The sequence below is a fragment of the Algoriphagus marinus genome, assembly GCF_001936475.1.
In the GTDB taxonomy this organism is placed as follows: Bacteria; Bacteroidota; Bacteroidia; order Cytophagales; family Cyclobacteriaceae; genus Algoriphagus; species Algoriphagus marinus.
Genome location: NZ_MSPQ01000012.1, coordinates 126,592 through 144,543, shown reverse-complemented (window position 1 = coordinate 144,543; position 17,952 = coordinate 126,592). Strand labels below are relative to the sequence as shown.

Below are 17,952 nucleotides of genomic sequence, written 5' to 3'. Positions count from 1 at the left end.
GACTTACTGTTGAGCTATGTTCACGCTAAAATTATCTCCAACTTCTCTGAAGCCCTTGTCTACCAGAATTTCGGTACCTTCCAAACCACTGAGAATCTCAGTTTCCTGATTGAAGGTTTTTCCTCTTTTCACATAGGTCTTTTTCGCTATTCCGTCCACCACTGAGAACACATAATCGCCTCTATTGTCGCTCAATATCAAATGACTAGGTATAATCACCGCACTATTCGATTCATAATCCTGAATCTTTAATACTGAGATCATATTTGGCTTTACACCTGAAATATTTGGTAAAAATACTTCCACTTTGAAAGTCCTGTTGTTTGGATTAATGATGGCACCAACTGAAGATACTTTGGTCTTCAGTTCCTCATTAATTGAAGGAAAACTAACATCCACAGAATCACCCTTATCCAATACTCCAACATATGACTCGGAAATATCCGCTTCAATAAATAAATCACTAACACCTACAAATTGAAACATCTGGGCACCGGGCTGTACTAATTCTCCCAGTCGAACATTTACCGTTTCAACAGTTCCTGAAAAAGGAGCTCGGATTACGGCCTTATCCAATTGAGTTTTTATAGAAGCAAGGTTTCTCTCTAATCCTTCCACTCTGTTTTTTGCCTCTAGGTACTGCACCTCAGTACCGATTTTCTGATTCCAAAGCCGCTCTTGTTTTTCAAATAAAGTCCTTGCTAAAGACAGGGAGTTTTGAAGCTCATCGATATTTCGCTGAATCGACTCAGAGTCTATAGTTGCTAGAACTGTTCCTTTTTCAACTCGCATTCCTTCTACAGCAGGAACTGTGAGGATTCTTCCGATAGTTTCAGCACTGATACTCACATTCTTTTTAGAAAGAACTGAACCTGTTACCTCCACATAATGCTCAAACCTTCCTTTTCTGGCAGACGCTGTAGTGATTAGAATTGACTTTCTATTCTGCTTTGCAAACTCAGGATCAATCGTGGAAATCTCTGTTTCCAAACTTTTGATCGAAGTATTAATCTCATTCAATTGCTGCTTGAGCGACTGAAGTTCTGCTTTCTTTGCTTCAAGACTTTCATCTTTTGCACAAGAAACTGCCAAAAGGGAAAGTGCTAATAAGGGCAAAAATCTAACTATTGATTTCATAGATTTATAAATAATATTTTGGAAAAATTCCTTTTTTACGCAAGGAATAGTTGGTTTATTTTTCAATTTCAAATTTTAATATCCCAAGGGCTTTTTCTAAATCGACTTTTGCAATAAGCCCGTCATAAAGTGCCGATAGATAATTTATTTCTGATTCGATTAGAGCAGCATCGGCTTCAACGACTTCCAAGTTTGACCCTACACCTTCATTGTATTTGATCTTGGAGATATCATAGACTTCTTGAGCCAAAGCCATATTTTCTTTTTGTACCGCGAGAATATTCAAATCATTCTTTAGACTAGTTCTGGCTTGGTAGATTTCCAAGGCGATATTATCATCCAAAAACAATCGTTGATTCTCCAACTGATCCTGCTGGATTCTGTTTCGTTGGATTCGAGAACTCTTTAGAAACCCATCAAAAATCGGAATTTGCATATTCACACCTAATAAGGAGCTAGTGAACCAATTCTTAGAATCGTAAACCTGTCCAAAGGTATTTCCGGCACCAGAGCGCTGGTAGTTAGCATTGAATGTAATCTTTGGCATGTATTGCACGGTATTATTTCTCAAATCCAATCCCACCAATTCCAGGTTTTTCTCCAGTTGGTTAACCTCTACACGAGGCATTCCCTCCATGGTCATCAGTTGAGCAAGTTGTTCCTCAGGATTTAATTCTGCCAATGTCTCGGTAATCATGATGTCATATTCTTTAGGAATTCCCATCTGAATTTTCAGTAATTGCTTGCTGATTTCATAAGCAGTACGACTTCGCTCTACTTGGGTGTAGGTATTATTCCGCTGAACCTGAATTCGAGAGACGTCAATCTTTTCGGTAAAACCTGCTTCATTTAGTGCTTTGGTTTCCTGCAAAAGTGAATCGATCCGGGAAAGGTTTGCCTGAGCAAGTTTAATCCGTTCTTTATTGACCAAAACCCCAAAATAGGCCTTCTTAACAGTTAGAAGAACGTCATTTTCAGTTTTGATTCGATCGTATTCCGTCAGCTCTCGAAGGGTTTTAGCTGCCCTCAATCCTACAAAGAAAGAACCGTCGAAAATCATTTGACTGGCTGTCACACCAAGCCCAGACTGATAACTCACCCCAAATCTTGCCGGAATCACATCCGAATCAATATCCGGATTACCGAAAGGTGGTTCATTAGGAAGAAAGACAACTTGAATTTGAGGATTATAATTTAGATTGAATGATCCATTGACCTGTGGAAGTCCTTTTGATAATTCCTCCTTTACTGTTGTTTCGGCAACAAGAAGTTCCAAGCGGGCATTTTTCGCATCGACATTATTTTCCAGTGCAAACTCTAAAGCTTGCTTAAGATTCAGCTGCACCACTTCTTGTGCTGATACTGGTTGAATAATGGTAGCAATTAATAGAAATGCTACTATTAGATTTTTAAATAAACTCATGTTAGTTGGTGGTTTCTTTTTTCTGATTGTATGCTAACCTTCCCTTTTCTGTAAAAATCCCATGTAGGAAATGATCCATTAATTCTAGTTGCATATTTAAAACTTCAAGTCCGGTACGACCTTGCATACCCGATTCGAATACTGAGGAAACTTGGTTTACACGAAGCTGAGCCAAAATCATCGAGTCTATTTCAGGACGAAAATAACCCAAGGACTTCCCTCGCTCTATTACATTAAACAAGTCCTTTAATACAAAGTCATTTTTAAAGGATTCAAATTCCGCCCAAGCTTCGGGGAAATATTTCTGAACTTCCAAAATTGCGATTGGATTCATATGCTCTAATCGCTCCCGCATAGTTTGAGAGGATTTCACCAAGTGCTCAATCACTCTATCCTCTGAATCAACTATAAACTGAAGATGCTCCTTATCTTTTTCCAGAATAAGCTTAAAAGCTTCCTTTACCAAATCTTTCTTATCCTTAAATTCCTGGTAAATCGTTTTTTTGGAAATTCCGGCAAGCCTTGCAATATCCTCCATCGTGACAGTCCTGACACCAAATCGGGTAAATTGCTCTCCGGCCAACTCTAAAATCCTTTCTCTCATCTCAAATTTCTCTTAAATTCGAGGTCAAAACTATGGAAACTTTAAGAAGGTTCAAAGTTTCTGAAGTTTTTTATAGAATTTTATTCTGAGTTAGCGCTTATTTGATATTAGAAACTGATCGTTTTTTGGACATTTCACACGAAATTCAAAAGATTATGCCGTATTTGAAATAAAAATATTTAGTTAATTTCGACATTTTATTGACTACCAAATGAAATTTTATTACTTCAGATGATTTTTATAAAAACGAAATGGGGAAAACTTGCTTACACCAGTAAAGGAGATGGATATGATGTTTTTTTAATTTTTCATGGCTTTGGTCAAAGTCACGAGGATATGCTTCCGTTTGAATCTTTACTCAACGAGCATAGGAGATTTATTTTTATTGATGTCTTTTATCATGGTCGTAGTGCTTGGAGAGATCCTAATCTCTCTTTAAGCAAGTCCATTTGGAAGGAAATAATTTCTGAGCTGATGAGGAAAGAAGAATTCTCGGAGTTCCACTTGATCGGGTATAGTATGGGAGGAAAATTTTCTTTGATCACCTTTGAGCTTTTTCCCGAAAAAGTAAAGAGTCTTAAATTATTAGCTCCAGATGGAATCAAAACGGGACTATGGTATAGCCTCGGTACTTACCCGGGTTTTTTACATCAATCATTTAAGCGAGTAGTTTTTAAACCTAAACTTTTTTTCAACATCATCAAAGGTATGGAACAGGTCGGCTTATCAGAAAGCAGCCTGACCAAATTCGTGAAAAACGAGATGAAAACCCGTTCCAAGCGTGCGCAGGTTTATTTGACTTGGCGAGTTTTCGGTGGGTTCCAGCCACAACTAGGCACCATTATCACAGCGATCAGAAACCGAAAAACTCCAATTAAATTATATGTAGGAGAATATGATAAAATGATCACAGGCGAAAACCTAAAACGCTTCAGTTCGAAAATCCCCCACCTCGAACTAATCACATTACCGGTTGGCCATGGGAAATTGATAGAAGAAACGGTAAAGCATATTTTAAAACAGACTTGATGAATTAGACCTGCGGTGAGATACAGCTTCGCTGAAATAAGCCTTCAGCGAAATATTATCTCATCGAGCTTAACGAAATGTATTTCAATTGTATTTCCATCTAATTTCTAATATCATTTCCATTTCCTTCTAAATTCTCAATTCCTTACCTTTGCACCTTACCATCCAAAGGACATGATTTTCTTCTTTGAATCCCCTCAGCAACTCGTTTACGCAGTTCAAACTCCTCAACCGCTCGCACCTGAAGACATCCAAAAACTGATTTGGCTCTTTGCAGAAGCAAAGCCTCTTTCAGGAAATATGGTTTCAGGAAAGTTTTCCGGCCCAAGAAAAGAAATGATCACGCCTTGGTCAACTAACGCCGTGGAAATCACCCAAAACATGGGGATTTTTGGAATTCAGCGAATCGAGGAATTTTTCCCAATGAAAGATGGGGATCAGATTGATCCGATGCTACAAAAAAGTTACGAAGGTTTGGATCAGGAGATCTTCGATATTCACCTACAGCCAGAGCCTATCAAACCGGTCACAGACATTGCTGCTTACAATAAAGCGGAGGGACTAGCGCTAAGTAAGGAAGAAGTAGATTATTTGGAAAATGTATCTAAACAGCTTGAGCGACCTTTGACAGATTCTGAAGTGTTTGGATTCTCCCAGGTCAACTCAGAGCATTGCCGGCACAAGATCTTCAATGGCACCTTTATTATAGATGGGGAAGAAAAACCAAAAACACTTTTCCAACTCATCAAAGAAACTTCCAAAGCGCATCCCAATCGAATCGCTTCGGCCTATAAGGACAATGTGGCTTTCGTGGATGGACCGAAAGCACAACAATTTGCTCCAAAAACTGCAGATAAAGCTGACTTTTTTGAAACCCGAGACATCGATACCGTCATTTCATTAAAAGCAGAAACTCATAATTTCCCAACCACTGTGGAACCGTTCAATGGTGCTGCGACTGGTGGTGGTGGAGAAATCCGAGATCGTATGGCTGGCGGAACTGCCTCCATTCCTTTGGCTGGAACGGCTGTCTATATGACTTCCTATGCAAGATCCGCTGAAGGCAGAAGCTGGGAATCCAACCTTCCTCCTCGACCTTGGTTGTATCAAACTCCAATGGACATCCTGATCAAAGCTTCCAATGGAGCTTCAGATTTTGGAAATAAATTCGGTCAACCACTGATCTGCGGATCAGTCTTGACCTTTGAGCATGAGGAAAATGGCAAACAATATGGCTTCGACAAAGTCATCATGCTAGCTGGAGGCGTCGGTTTTACCAATGCCAAATACACCAAGAAAAAGGAACCAAAAGCCGGAGATCAAATCGTCATCATGGGTGGTGACAACTACCGAATCGGAATGGGTGGTTCGGCTGTTTCATCCTTAAATACTGGTGAACTTTCCAACGCTATCGAACTCAATGCCATCCAGCGCTCGAATCCGGAAATGCAAAAGCGGGTTTCCAATGTGATCCGAGCCATGGCTGAAAGCGAAAACAATCCAATCATCTCGATTCATGATCATGGCGCAGGCGGACATTTGAATTGTCTTTCTGAACTAGTGGAAAGCACGGGCGGCACGATTCATATCGACCAACTACCTGTGGGAGATCCTACTTTATCTGCCAAAGAAATTGTCGGAAACGAATCTCAGGAACGAATGGGATTGGTTGTTGGTAAAAAAGACGTAGAGATGCTTCATCAAATCTCTGATCGTGAGCGCGCGCCATTCTATGTGGTGGGTGAGACGACCGGGGACATGCATTTTAAATTTGAAAATCAAAAAACCGGAGAAAAAGCGGTCGATTGGAATCTATCCTACATGTTTAGCTCATCGCCAAAAACAGTACTGGAAGATCAGACTTCTCATTCAAACTTTGCGGAGGCAAACTATAATCCCGAATTGATTCTGGGCTATATCCGTGAAGTATTACAGTTGGAGGCAGTGGCCTGCAAGGACTGGTTGACCAATAAAGTCGATCGCTCCGTGACAGGACGGGTAGCTACTCAGCAAACCGTAGGCGAAATCCAATTGCCACTCAATGATGTGGCGGTAATGGCTTTAGATTTCACAGGAAACAAAGGCATCGCCACTTCCATCGGTCATGCACCTGTTGCTGCTTTGGCAGATCCGGAAGCAGGAAGCCGATTGGCAATCGCTGAGGCGATGACCAATTTGGTTTTTTCACCGATTCAGGATGGTCTTGCGGGAATTTCCCTTTCGGCCAACTGGATGTGGCCAGCGAAAAACGAAGGTGAAAATGATCGCTTGTATCGAGCTGTGGAAGCGGTTTCGCAATTCGCCATTGAATTAGGCGTGAATATTCCAACCGGAAAAGATTCACTCTCCATGACACAGAAATATCCGGATGGCAAAGTGGTCTACTCTCCTGGAACAGTAATCATCTCTACCGTGGGTGAATGCAGCGATGTGAAAAAGACAGTGAAAGCTGCATTAAAACCAATCGTTGGCAGCCGAATCCTATACATAGATTTTTCCAAAGACAGTTTCAAGCTTGCCGGTTCCAGCTTCTATCAGACCTTGAACAAAGTGGGTACTGAAACTCCAACAGTGAGTGATTCAGCACATTTCGCAAAAGCCTTTATGGCCGTTCAAGACCTGATCGATCAGACTTGGCTACTAGCCGGACACGACATCTCTTCGGGTGGCATGGTCACCGCATTATTGGAAATGTGCTTCCCTTCTACTCAGATCGGTTTGGATGTCAAACTGGATCGATTGGAAGAAACTGATTTAGTTAAAGCGCTTTTCGCAGAAAATCCGGGAATCCTGATTCAAGTGGCCGATGACAATGCGGTTGAAAGTTTACTAGTCGAGGCAGATGTAGATTATGTGGAGTTGGCCACCGTGAATAATTCCGGTGTATTGACTTTCGAAGGAAAAAATCTAAGTCTCAATGTAGCAGAGATGCGAGACGTTTGGTATCAATCTTCCTACCTGCTTGACCGCAAGCAAAGTGGTGAAAGACTAGCAAAAGCCCGATTTGATAATTATAAAAACCAGCCACTCTCCTATTCTTTTGCGGAAGGATGGAAGGGAAGTTTTGAAGTGGCTGGACTTGATCCTTTCCGTAAAGAAAAAGGAAAAGCGAAAGCAGCGATTATCCGTGAAAAGGGTGTAAATGGCGATCGTGAGATGGCTTATTCCCTTTGGTTGGCTGGATTTGAGGTGAAAGATGTGCACATGACTGACCTTATCGCTGGTCGAGAAAACTTGGAAGACGTGCAGATGATTGTCTTCGTAGGTGGCTTCTCCAACTCGGATGTATTAGGTTCTGCCAAAGGCTGGGCTGGAGCATTCCTCTACAATCCAAAAGCTAAGCAAGCACTGGACAACTTCTATGCAAGACCTGACACCTTGAGCTTGGGAGTTTGTAACGGTTGTCAACTGATGATCGAGCTGGGCTTGGTGACTCCGGATCATGCCGAAAAACCTAAAATGCTCCACAATGAAAGTCATAAGTTTGAGTCTGGATTTGTGAATGTAACCATCCCGGAAAACAACTCTGTGATGCTGGGTTCACTGAGCGGGCAGCGCCTAGGGGTTTGGCTAGCGCATGGTGAAGGGAAATTCTCCCTACCTCAAGCGGCAAGCGAATACAACTTTGCGATGAAATACAGCTATGAAACCTATCCTGGCAATCCAAACGGTTCCGATCATGCTACAGCAGGTATCGCTTCAGCCGATGGACGTCATCTAGCGATCATGCCGCATATCGAGCGAAGCTTGAAACCTTGGAACTGGGCGTATTATCCGATGGATCGAAACGACGATTTTACGCCATGGATGGAAGCTTTTGTGAACGCTAGGCAATGGGTTGAGGCTCATGCTTCTTAAACTTCGATATTCGGCATTTAGCATTCGTAATTATAAGTTTGAGATTAGAGATTAAGAGAATAGAGATACCGTAACTACAAGTGCTTCGGGTACGTTTCACTATTCAGAACTTAGAACACTTACAAATCCCTTGGAGCAATCTGAGGGATTTTTTTTGAACTATTTTTTATTTATTTTAGGATTCTTTTTTAAAACTAGATGAAAACAATTTTTATCCGAAACGGCGAAATCAAAAAGAGGCCAGTGGTGCTCTTGTCTTTCCCTTTTGATCAGGAGCTCATTGATCTAGTGAAGACCCTTCCTTCCTGGGCTTGGTCTATCCAGCAAAAAGCTTGGATTATCCCCTATTCCGATGAAGTTGTTTCTCAAATCTTGTCTGTTTTTCAAGGGAAAGCCTGGCTGGACTATTCCGAATTCAAAAAGGTAAAAATGCCCGAGCCGGCACCTGCTTCACTTCCTGTAATTGATCCTGCTACGCAATTGGAAATCGAAAAATTTCAGGACTGGATGCGCAATCGACGCTATTCGGAATCGACTATCAAAAATTATGTGCAGAGCCTAAGTTTGTTTTTACGATTTACCGGCAAAAAAAATCCGGAAGAAATCACCAACACTGATTTGGAATCCTTCCATAAAGATTATATCATTAGTAGAAATTATTCTGCTTCATCTCAATCCTTGGTGATCAATGCCGTGAAGCTTTATTTTTCGAACAGATTAAAGCGGAAACTGGAACCTGTGGCAATATAACGTCCTAAAAGCCCAAGACTATTACCCCATGTACTTAGCAAAAAAGAAGTGAAAGCAATCCTGGGTGCACATCAAAACATCAAACATAGAGCAATGCTTTCGCTTATCTATGCGTGTGGGCTGAGGAGATCAGAACTGCAGAATTTGAAGCCACAGGACACTTCGACTTCGCTCAGTGCTGGCATCGATTCCACCCGAGGAATGCTTCGCGTAAATCAGGGAAAAGGAAAGAAAGACCGGATGGTGCCGATCAGTGAGAAGCTAGTGAGCTTACTTCGGGAATATTATCAGTACGAAAAGCCGAAGGAGTATTTGTTTGAGGGAGCCAAACAAGGAGAGAACTATTCAGGCACTAGTCTACAACAAGTATTAAAACAAGCATTAGTGAAAGCAAATATAAAAAAACCTGTCACCCTTCACTGGTTGAGACACAGTTATGCAACGCATTTATTGGAAAGTGGAACCGACTTGAGATATATTCAAGAATTATTAGGGCGTAATTCAAGTAAGACAACCGAAATCTATACACATGTCAGTGAAAAGAAGCTTCAATTAATCCGATCACCATACGATGATCTATAGAATGATAAAACCTGTGACTAGCTAACCAAAATTGGCGCATAGTCACAATAAAATAGTAACAATAAATAAGTTGGCCACAAGCTTGAAACCCATGAAACAACTACTGATAATCGTAACTAGTTTGATAATTTTCAATAGTTGCGGAAATAATCTAAAATCAACCGAGAATAAAAATACTACGACGGTGAACGACGACTACGAATACATAGATCCTGAACCAGAATTTGCTCATGAAACTGCAAAGGAAATAATGAATGAAGACTTTTTTTGGAGTCCAATAGAAGAAACTGGACCTTTTGGAAGTGATGCAGGTTCAGACTGCTTTTACATTTACTCGGAATGGCTTAATAGCAATCCGACTGGAACTGGAATGGATTTCCTAAAGGAACATTTGGAAGAATCTCAATTCCCAACTTTTGACTTTGAAACTACTCAAAACAAAGACGTTGAAAAACTATTAGATGAAACTCCAATCTACGATGTTATTAGTATTGACAACATAATTATTTCGATAGTTTTCACCCAATTGTTCCATAATGGAAAAGTTGAAAAGGAGTCTTTGGAACTAGCTGAAAAAGCAGTAAAACGACAACTTTCGACACACATAGTTGACGAGTACCGAGAAGATTACATTGATACTAGAAGAACGCAATTGAACAAAATTTTGACAGCATTGAATAAAATACCGACGAAATAGCCAGTGGCCAACATCGGGTATGCAACATTTGGCATTCAGTGGTTTGCGTTCAGTTTTAGCTCGCATTTCGTTTTTCGCAACGGGCGACAGATATTCGCCTCGAAAAGCCAAACGTTGCATACCCAAACCGTTATAAATCCCCAGCAAAAAAGAAAAAAGCAATAATCTGAATTCTCTTGAGTAGTATTCCAATGATCGACTACGATAACAAAAAATTTAGACCGATCTCCAATACAGCAAATGGTGAAACGTCCAATGAAACGATTTTCATTTACAAGCAAAGCGGGAATATTTTGACTTCTGAGTATTCGGGCGGGAAAATAGTAAGCGGCCATTTAATCGGTTTGGTTGATGAAAATGGAACTATTGACATGCGCTATCATCAAGTAAATGAGCAAGGGGAGTTAGTGACAGGACGGTGTCAATCCAAACCCTAGCTCCTTGAAAATGGTAAAATTCGGCTTCATGAAAGTTGGGAATGGACTTCAGGTGATCGATCAAAAGGACAATCCATCATTGAAGAGGAATAAAACCCGGCAAATGGGAGATCAACATTTCCTTCATTTTCCTGCCCTCAATAATAATAGGATAGCCTTCAGAAAGCATCGCTCCCAAAATTTAGAATTGTCTAAGGTATTAGATTAGCATATCTTATGCTGATGAACATTGTGTTTGTGGTCAACAACAAAAATGAGCGATTGGCTAAGGAGCTCCCAAAGCTTGAAAAATACTGTCAAGAACGAAATCTGAGCGATGTAAAGTTTGTTTCCACCTTATGGAAAAAACATGCTGTAGAAATAGCAAAACAAGTGACTGAAGAAGGCTGTAAGTATTTAATTGCGGTTGGGGGTGACGGTACTTTGCATGAGGTCATCAATGGTGTCATGCAAAGTAGTCTTCAGGCCAATAATTACCCACACATCGGACTACTTCCTTATGGTTCGGCAAATGATTTTGCCAGGACGGCAGACATTTCCAAATCCATGGAAGAACTGATTGGATTAATTCAAACTCAAACCACCCAGCAGATAGACCTTGGGAAAATAGTATTTCCTCAAAGCCAAAAAACCTACTTCTTCATCAATGTCGCTGGAGCGGGGTTGGGCGCCTTAGTCATTCAAAAACTAGAAAAATCAACTAGTAAATTGAGCCCAAGCTTAAATTACTTTCGGTATATCCTAAAAGGCTTTTTTGCCTACACTAAAAAGGAAGTGAGCTGCACCAGCAGTCACTGGCAATGGAAGGGAAAACTGCTTCAACTGACAATAGCTAAGGGACGATACTTCGGCAACGGAATCTGCGCCACTCCTGACGCAAAACTCAGCGATGGACAGTTTCAGGTGGCGATCTTTGCAGATTTGAGCATTTGGGACTACTTAAAAAACATAGTCAAATTGAAAACAGGTGTAAAAATCAAGCATTCGGAAGTGAGCTATCACAGCTCAAAGGGATTAGTGATTGAAAGCTCAGACTCCTGCGGGATTGAAGCTGATGGAGAATACCTTGGCCTAGCCCCAGCTACTTTGAGTGTACTACCAAAAGCGATCAGTTTTTTAATGCTTCCCGAGACCAAATAGATAATTGCCTCACAGATTACTTTATTTCCACCAAACTCAGAAATGCCAGTTTATTTCTTTGCTTGAAAGAATCCAGAAGTTGACAGAGTAATGAGCCCTTCGATTAATGATATAAAAACTTAAAAATAATATGGTTGTGAATTACTGAAAAACCATGACACAAGTTCTGGTCATGGCTACAGAAAAGAGCTTTTTTAAACGCATTATACTATTTTCACGACATGATCATCATTATTGGAGCAGGTTTATCCGGTTTACTGACAGCTTACCGACTGAAAAAAGTAGGAATACCATTTAAAATTCTGGAGGCAAGAGATCGGATTGGAGGAAGAATCCATACGGTATTTGGCACCAATGAAACACCCATGGAAATGGGAGCAACTTGGTTTGGCAATCAACATAGGCACCTCAAGGCCTTATTGGAAGAATTAGGGATCGAATATTTTGAACAGTACATGGATCGTACTGTCTATTATCAGGCCTCCCCTACTTCGCCAACAGAATTGGTACAAATCCCAAGTCAAGCACCGAGTTATCGGATTTACGGCGGTTCCTCGAACCTTATCAATACTTTGTGTCAGAAACTAGATAAGAATGATATCATCCTCAATCAAAGCGTCACAGAAATTAAATTCCTGAGTGATTCAGTTCAGGTAATCGCAGATCAAATTTTTGAAGGAAGCCAAGTGGTATTAGCCATTCCTCCGAAATTATGGGCAAAAAGAATCCTATTCGAGCCCAATCTCCCAGCCGATTTGATACAAATAGCTGAACAAACACATACTTGGATGGAAGACTCCATTAAAATTGCATTGACCTACAAAGAGGCTTTTTGGCAAGTTGAAGGCCAGACAGGAACCTTATTCAGCAATGCAGGGCCGATTACCGAATTTTACGACCACTGTAATTCTGAAAGAACCAAGTTTGCGCTTTGTGGATTCATCAACTCATCCTATAAGCAACTTGGTGATGCCGAACGACGCGCTTTGGTTATTGCACAGATAAAAAGCGTTTTTGGGCCAAAAGCAGAAGATTTTATGGATTACCAAGAATGTGTTTGGAGCATGGAAGAACTCACTTTTGAAGCATCTGATATTCCCCACTACCCCCATCAAAACAATGGGAATCAATTTTTTAGACAATCATTCTTTGAGGATAAATTAGTACTTTCCAGTTCAGAGTCAGCTTCTGAATCCCCAGGATATATGGATGGGGCAGTGTGTTCTGCAGATTTAGTGGCTAAAAAAATAATTGCGTTGAATTTGAAATCCATTGAATAGCTATCAGTACTCAAACACATTGGCCAGTTATGAAACGTTAAATGAGAAGCTTTTTGCAGACCATTACTATAATTCATGGACAAGAGCCTATAAAGAAGGACGAAAAGAGGTAATAAAAATGGAATTTGAATTGATCGAGGAAACCGAAAGTGTTCTGAATTCTATGAAGGATGAATTGAAAAAAACCATAGATCATAAATAGCAAAAAACAATTAATTTAAAGCTAAACTATTCACTAACATTCAATTAGCTAAGATTAAATTAACCATATACATATTATGAATAAGTTATTAAAAGGATGGCACTTGATATTTTTATACCTGAAAGTTATAAATCAAGGAGTTAGTTATGGCAAATCACTCCGAGGTAACAGAGTTGTAATATCAAATACAGGAAAAATAGTCTTAGGAGATAATGTATCCCTTAATTCATACCCCGATGGTGATTTATATATCACAGGTTTAAACACTTATTTTAAGGATTCGGAAATTATTATTGGTAATAATTGCAATCTAAATGGGACAATGATCCATTGTAATATAAGCGTGAAAATTGGAGACTATTGTATGTTTGGACCTGGAACTAAAATAGTAGACAATGATTCCCATAGAGTATCAATTGACATTTTAGAACGTAGAAAACCCGCTGTTAGAATCCCAATAAATATTGGAAACAATGTTTGGGTAGGAATGAATTCCTTGATTCTCAAAGGAGTGAAAATTGGCAACAATTCGATAGTTGCAGCTCATTCCGTCGTTACAAAAGACGTTCCTGATAACGTCATTGTCGGGGGAAATCCAGCGAAAATCATAAAGGAATTAAAGGATTGATTAAGACTTTAATCCAGAATATATAATTGAATTCCTGAATAAGGTTTAAATCTCAATAAATAAGAAAGTTGAATTTCGAAAGCATATGATCCCGATGGTTAACCCGATTAAAATAGCGGATTAAATGCAAGGAAGCGACTGATTTGATCATAAAAACGGAAAGAGGATTTAACTCTAGAAAAAGGAAGTTGAATCAATTAAATTTTTAACCTGAAAATCCTTCAAAAGGAAAAACCTAATGACTGAAAACAAGCGCCTCAAAATCGGAGAAGGAATCATCAGTGGGTATTTGTCTATTTTTTTAGCAATTCTTTGTTTTGGGGGGACAGTTTGCGCCTATTTTCCTGAATACTTAACCACCAGCGACTTTCGGGAATTATATCAACCAGACTATGTAAAATGGGCTTTTTTAATTGTCCTTACCCTATCATTCTGCTTTGCGTTATCCAGTTTTGTTTTAAGCAAAAAAACTAAGCATGGCTTTTTTGCAACCTTACTTATCGCTGCTTCAATATTTTTAAAAAATGGACTTCCGGAATACCAAATTCAGGAAATAGATTCCAAATCATTCACGATTGGAATGGACTGGCTTATTCTTGATTTATTGATTTCTGCACTCATATTCATCCCTATGGAATTGTTTTTGCCAAAAAGGTTAGAGCAAACAAAATTTCATGAAGAATGGAGAACTGATTTAGTTTATTTTATAATAAGCCATTTACTGATTCAAGTGATCGGAGTCCTCGTCCAACTGCCGGCAGTAAGATTATTTTCAAATGTCGGTTTGACAGGATTACAAGAATGGATTCAAGGAATTTGGTTTGTCCCACAATTATTTCTTGCATTGGTAGTATCAGATTTATTTCAGTGGATTTCACATTACTTTTTTCATAAAACCCCTTTTTTATGGCGCTTTCATTCGGTCCATCATTCTATAAAAGACATCGACTGGCTAGCTGGATCCAGAATCCATTTTGTTGATTTAATTTTGGTTCGAGCATTTTCATTTTTACCGATTTATGTGCTTGGATTTAGTCAATCTGTTTTTATAGCATATATCGTTATCGTTTCCATTCAGGCAGTTCTTGCACATGCCAATACCCGGATTAATTTCGGTTTCCTTCGCTATGTATTCGTCACACCACAATACCACCATTGGCATCATGCGGATGACCCAAAAGCATACAATAAGAATTTCGCCATCCATTTCCCTTTTATTGATATGTTATTTGGCACCTATTATCCGATTGGAAAAAGCTGGCCAAAAAGCACTGGACTTGGGGATGTGAAATTCCCAAAAGGATTTTCACGTCAATTTATATTTCCCTTTTTCAAAGACCCCACTAAAAACAACAGTATTGAAGATCCTAGCGAACGCTAATTGATGGCGACACTAAGTTCCCAATGTGAATTTTTAAGCTAAATTGTTGACAAAGATTTACTACAGACCAAAAGAGAAATAATGATCCCATTTTTTAAAGAGTTATTTGAATACAGCCATCATTATAACCAAAAAATGGCGGACCTACTTATCGAAAAACCTGAACTGATTTCCGATAATTCCCTAAAGCTTTTTAGCCATATCCTCAATGCACATCAGATTTGGAACACTCGGATAGACCCAAGGGATATACCTTTCGGAGTTTGGGACATTCATTCCATTCAAAATTTTAAATCCATCAATCAAGCGAATTTTGAAAACTCCATATCCATAATAGACAATTTTGACTTCGAAAGAATAATCAACTACACAAACAGCCAAGGTCAAAACTATGATAGTAGCGTCAGAGACATCTTATTTCATGTGGTGAATCACTCCACTTATCATCGAGCTCAACTCGTAACTGAGTTCAAAGAGAACGGACTCGAATCCTTTGTTTCAGACTATATTTTTTACAGAAGATAATTGACATATATAAATAAAACCTCTAATCCGATTAAGGGAATGGCATTTGATCCAATTTTAAGCCCAGATTCCTGAATTAAAATCCATTGAAAACGTTACTATCCATAAATACCAAAATCATGGATACACGAAAAATTCGAATTCTAATTTTCGCCTGTTTAGCAGGGCTTTTTGCAGTAGTCTCTTGCACTAAAGAAGATGACGATCCAACAAACACCATAAAGCAGCAAGTTGAAGTTTCTGTTCAAAATGGAAATTGGCGCATCACAAAGTTTATTGACTCAGGAACTGACGAAACAAATCATTTCACCGGCTACAATTTCAGGTTTAACAGTAGTGGTGTATTAAATGCTACTAATGGCACAAATAACTATAATGGAACATGGAGCATCACTGGTTCCAACAGTAATGATGACAGTAAGGATGATTTAGACTTTAACATCTTCTTTAATCTAACCAATGACTTTGAGGAAATAAATGATGATTGGGATATTGTTTCTCATTCTTCCAAGAAAATAGAACTAATTGATGTTAGTGGAGGAAATGGAGGCACTGATCTCTTGACATTTGAAAAAAATTAATCACTAAGAGTCTTCCAATCTAAAGAAGCAACTTCAAAAATATTCTTTCAGAGTGAATAGGGATGTAATTATCCTGCCGGAAAGTATTTTCCCTGTTATCCCAAACCAATAAACTTGTTTTGGGATTCAATTCTAGGTCATTATTAACCTAGAATTAATCATCCACAATATGACAGACCGCTTTCATCGAGCGGCCAAGGCAAAGAACATTTGCCATTTTTTTTTGCATCTTAGGTACTACCTTCATAGCCCATCCTAAAACTATTGTTATGAGAATGTTTATCCTTTTTATCCTTTTTGGACTGACTTCCAATTCCATTTTTGGTCAAAATGACCAAAAAAACAGAGTGATTATATTAACTGATATTGAGGCTGACCCAGATGATACCCAGTCACTTGTCCGGCTTCTTTTATACTCAAATCAAATTGATATCGAAGGCATTATAGCTACTACTTCCTGCTGGATGACATCGAGTATTCACCCTGAATCTATTGAAAAGGTAATTAACGCATATGGGGAAGTCCAACCAAACTTATTAAAACACGAATCTGGATTTCCCGAAGCCAAAGCACTTGCCACTCTTATAAAAAGAGGCTTGCCTACATACGGAATGGAAGGAGTTGGAGAGGGAATGGATTCTGAAGGTTCGGAATGGATCATAAAAAGCCTTGAAAAAGAAGATAATCGACCGCTTTGGATTTCTACTTGGGGAGGCGTCAACACACTTGCTCAGGCGTTATACAAAATTGATAAAACCAAAAGCAAAGAAGAATCCGCAAGACTTATTTCCAAGTTGAGAGTCTACACCATTTCTGATCAAGATGATAGTGGAATTTGGATTCGGAACACTTTCCCTGATTTGTTCTATATCGTTAGTCCCGGGGATGATTATGGCAGTGCTACCTGGACTGGAATCAATAGTTATGTGAAAGGAATTGATAATGCCAGCATTAGCAATTCTTGGATTGCCCAAAACATCCAACAGAATCACGGTCCTTTGGGTGAAGTTTACCCGGACGTTGCCTGGGGAGTGGAAGGTGATACTCCTGCATTTTTATCCCTAATTCAAAATGGACTAAATATGGCCGAACACCCTGAATGGGGTGGCTGGGGTGGCCGCTATGAATTATCAAAGCCCGACTTTTCTAACACTAAAAAAGGAAATTCAATCGTGCCTATAGCCCCAGAGACAAGATCTATTTGGACAAATAGTAGTGATAATTATACCCCCTACATTCCGAATGAATTTGGCAGATCAGTGAAAAAAGACAGCATTTCTTTTAACAATGATAAGGTTACCCTTTGGCGCTGGAGAGATGATTTCCAAAATGATTTCGCCGCTAGAATGGACTGGGGATTGATGTCCTTCAAAGAAGCGAATCACCCTCCTGTCCCAGTATTAAGTCATCCCGATCACCTAACTGTGAAATCAGGATCAAATTTCACCTTGGATGCTTTTGAAACTACCGATCCCGATGGAGATAGCTTTAGCTTTTTATGGTTTAATTATCCCGAAGCAGGGAGCTATAAAAAGTTGATCCCAGTAAATGGTGCTGAAAATGTGCATGTAGTCTATTATACAGCTCCTGAGGTAACAAAAGAAGAAACTGCTCATTTCATCTTGAAAGTGACAGACAGAGGAGAACCTCAATTGTCACGGTATAAACGAGTAATCGTGACTATCACTCCGAAATAAA

At 39.4% G+C, this 17,952-nt stretch carries 17 protein-coding genes and 1 pseudogene; 15 read left to right on the top strand and 3 right to left on the bottom strand.

Translation table 11 applies throughout. The features are described from left to right. Positions 1-3: 3 nt before the first annotated feature. Genes BVC88_RS17400 through BVC88_RS17390 form a run of 3 tightly spaced genes read right to left on the bottom strand, consistent with a single transcriptional unit; the run spans position 4 to position 3,164 of the window. The gene (locus tag BVC88_RS17400) at positions 4-1,137 is read right to left on the bottom strand and encodes an efflux RND transporter periplasmic adaptor subunit (RefSeq protein WP_075352015.1); all 1,134 of its coding nucleotides are present in this window, start codon (positions 1,135-1,137) and stop codon (positions 4-6) included. 55 nt (positions 1,138-1,192) lie between these two features. Continuing rightward, complete coding sequence (locus BVC88_RS17395) at positions 1,193-2,560, bottom strand: TolC family protein (RefSeq protein ID WP_075351992.1); 1,368 nt, start codon at positions 2,558-2,560, stop codon at positions 1,193-1,195. A 1-nt stretch (position 2,561) separates the two neighbouring features. Beyond that, entirely contained in the window at positions 2,562-3,164 is a 603-nt protein-coding gene (locus BVC88_RS17390) for a TetR/AcrR family transcriptional regulator (RefSeq protein ID WP_075351991.1), read from the bottom strand. A gap of 231 nt (positions 3,165-3,395) precedes the next feature. Between BVC88_RS17390 and BVC88_RS17385 the strand changes: the two genes are divergently transcribed. From BVC88_RS17385 to BVC88_RS17325, 15 genes and pseudogenes are all read left to right on the top strand, one after another. Continuing rightward, a complete protein-coding gene (locus BVC88_RS17385) occupies positions 3,396-4,193 on the top strand; it encodes an alpha/beta fold hydrolase (RefSeq protein WP_075351990.1) in 798 nt (265 codons plus the stop codon). Between the two features lie 174 nt (positions 4,194-4,367). Beyond that, positions 4,368-8,051, top strand: a complete 3,684-nt coding sequence (gene purL, locus BVC88_RS17380) for a phosphoribosylformylglycinamidine synthase (protein WP_075351989.1) — start codon at positions 4,368-4,370, stop codon at positions 8,049-8,051. A 198-nt stretch (positions 8,052-8,249) separates the two neighbouring features. Then, positions 8,250-8,801, top strand: coding sequence for a site-specific integrase (locus BVC88_RS21595; protein WP_245803672.1), 552 nt, complete (start codon positions 8,250-8,252; stop codon positions 8,799-8,801). A 42-nt stretch (positions 8,802-8,843) separates the two neighbouring features. Continuing rightward, positions 8,844-9,383, top strand: a pseudogene (locus BVC88_RS21590) (tyrosine-type recombinase/integrase); the annotation flags it as partial. Positions 9,384-9,474: 91 nt separating this feature from the next. Continuing rightward, complete coding sequence (locus tag BVC88_RS17370) at positions 9,475-10,080, top strand: hypothetical protein (protein ID WP_075351988.1); 606 nt, start codon at positions 9,475-9,477, stop codon at positions 10,078-10,080. Positions 10,081-10,256: 176 nt separating this feature from the next. Continuing rightward, the gene (locus BVC88_RS17365; protein WP_394332890.1) at positions 10,257-10,517 is read left to right on the top strand and encodes a n-acetylglutamate synthase; all 261 of its coding nucleotides are present in this window, start codon (positions 10,257-10,259) and stop codon (positions 10,515-10,517) included. A 10-nt stretch (positions 10,518-10,527) separates the two neighbouring features. Further along, entirely contained in the window at positions 10,528-10,725 is a 198-nt protein-coding gene (locus BVC88_RS21390; protein ID WP_175574440.1) for a hypothetical protein, read from the top strand. Between the two features lie 8 nt (positions 10,726-10,733). After that, entirely contained in the window at positions 10,734-11,657 is a 924-nt protein-coding gene (locus BVC88_RS17360; RefSeq protein WP_075351987.1) for a diacylglycerol/lipid kinase family protein, read from the top strand. Positions 11,658-11,878: 221 nt separating this feature from the next. Next, on the top strand, positions 11,879-12,937 hold the full coding sequence (locus BVC88_RS17355) for a flavin monoamine oxidase family protein (RefSeq protein WP_075351986.1): 1,059 nt from the start codon (positions 11,879-11,881) through the stop codon (positions 12,935-12,937). After that, complete coding sequence (locus tag BVC88_RS17350) at positions 12,930-13,139, top strand: hypothetical protein (RefSeq protein ID WP_075351985.1); 210 nt, start codon at positions 12,930-12,932, stop codon at positions 13,137-13,139. The genes BVC88_RS17355 and BVC88_RS17350 overlap by 8 nt, the downstream gene beginning before the upstream one ends. Before the next feature lie 76 nt (positions 13,140-13,215). Further along, positions 13,216-13,767 (top strand): acyltransferase, encoded by a 552-nt coding sequence (locus BVC88_RS21705; RefSeq protein ID WP_075351984.1) that lies wholly within the window; start codon positions 13,216-13,218, stop codon positions 13,765-13,767. 238 nt (positions 13,768-14,005) lie between these two features. Continuing rightward, a complete protein-coding gene (locus tag BVC88_RS17340) occupies positions 14,006-15,148 on the top strand; it encodes a sterol desaturase family protein (protein ID WP_075351983.1) in 1,143 nt (380 codons plus the stop codon). Between the two features lie 135 nt (positions 15,149-15,283). After that, a complete protein-coding gene (locus BVC88_RS17335; RefSeq protein WP_245803670.1) occupies positions 15,284-15,673 on the top strand; it encodes a DinB family protein in 390 nt (129 codons plus the stop codon). Between the two features lie 119 nt (positions 15,674-15,792). Next, positions 15,793-16,254, top strand: coding sequence for an META domain-containing protein (locus tag BVC88_RS17330; RefSeq protein WP_075351981.1), 462 nt, complete (start codon positions 15,793-15,795; stop codon positions 16,252-16,254). Positions 16,255-16,523: 269 nt separating this feature from the next. Further along, entirely contained in the window at positions 16,524-17,951 is a 1,428-nt protein-coding gene (locus BVC88_RS17325; RefSeq protein WP_075351980.1) for a DUF1593 domain-containing protein, read from the top strand. The last annotated feature ends 1 nt before the right edge of the window (position 17,952 follow it).

Coding starts and splice junctions, on each gene's coding strand:
- BVC88_RS17400 (WP_075352015.1), bottom strand. CDS start 1,137: ATGAAATCAATAGTTAGATTTTTGCCCTTATTAGCACTTTCCCTTTTG.
- BVC88_RS17395 (WP_075351992.1), bottom strand. CDS start 2,560: ATGAGTTTATTTAAAAATCTAATAGTAGCATTTCTATTAATTGCTACC.
- BVC88_RS17390 (WP_075351991.1), bottom strand. CDS start 3,164: ATGAGAGAAAGGATTTTAGAGTTGGCCGGAGAGCAATTTACCCGATTT.
- BVC88_RS17385 (WP_075351990.1), top strand. CDS start 3,396: ATGATTTTTATAAAAACGAAATGGGGAAAACTTGCTTACACCAGTAAA.
- purL (WP_075351989.1), top strand. CDS start 4,368: ATGATTTTCTTCTTTGAATCCCCTCAGCAACTCGTTTACGCAGTTCAA.
- BVC88_RS21595 (WP_245803672.1), top strand. CDS start 8,250: ATGAAAACAATTTTTATCCGAAACGGCGAAATCAAAAAGAGGCCAGTG.
- BVC88_RS17370 (WP_075351988.1), top strand. CDS start 9,475: ATGAAACAACTACTGATAATCGTAACTAGTTTGATAATTTTCAATAGT.
- BVC88_RS21390 (WP_175574440.1), top strand. CDS start 10,528: ATGGTAAAATTCGGCTTCATGAAAGTTGGGAATGGACTTCAGGTGATC.
- BVC88_RS17360 (WP_075351987.1), top strand. CDS start 10,734: ATGCTGATGAACATTGTGTTTGTGGTCAACAACAAAAATGAGCGATTG.
- BVC88_RS17355 (WP_075351986.1), top strand. CDS start 11,879: ATGATCATCATTATTGGAGCAGGTTTATCCGGTTTACTGACAGCTTAC.
- BVC88_RS21705 (WP_075351984.1), top strand. CDS start 13,216: ATGAATAAGTTATTAAAAGGATGGCACTTGATATTTTTATACCTGAAA.
- BVC88_RS17340 (WP_075351983.1), top strand. CDS start 14,006: ATGACTGAAAACAAGCGCCTCAAAATCGGAGAAGGAATCATCAGTGGG.
- BVC88_RS17335 (WP_245803670.1), top strand. CDS start 15,284: ATGGCGGACCTACTTATCGAAAAACCTGAACTGATTTCCGATAATTCC.
- BVC88_RS17330 (WP_075351981.1), top strand. CDS start 15,793: ATGGATACACGAAAAATTCGAATTCTAATTTTCGCCTGTTTAGCAGGG.
- BVC88_RS17325 (WP_075351980.1), top strand. CDS start 16,524: ATGAGAATGTTTATCCTTTTTATCCTTTTTGGACTGACTTCCAATTCC.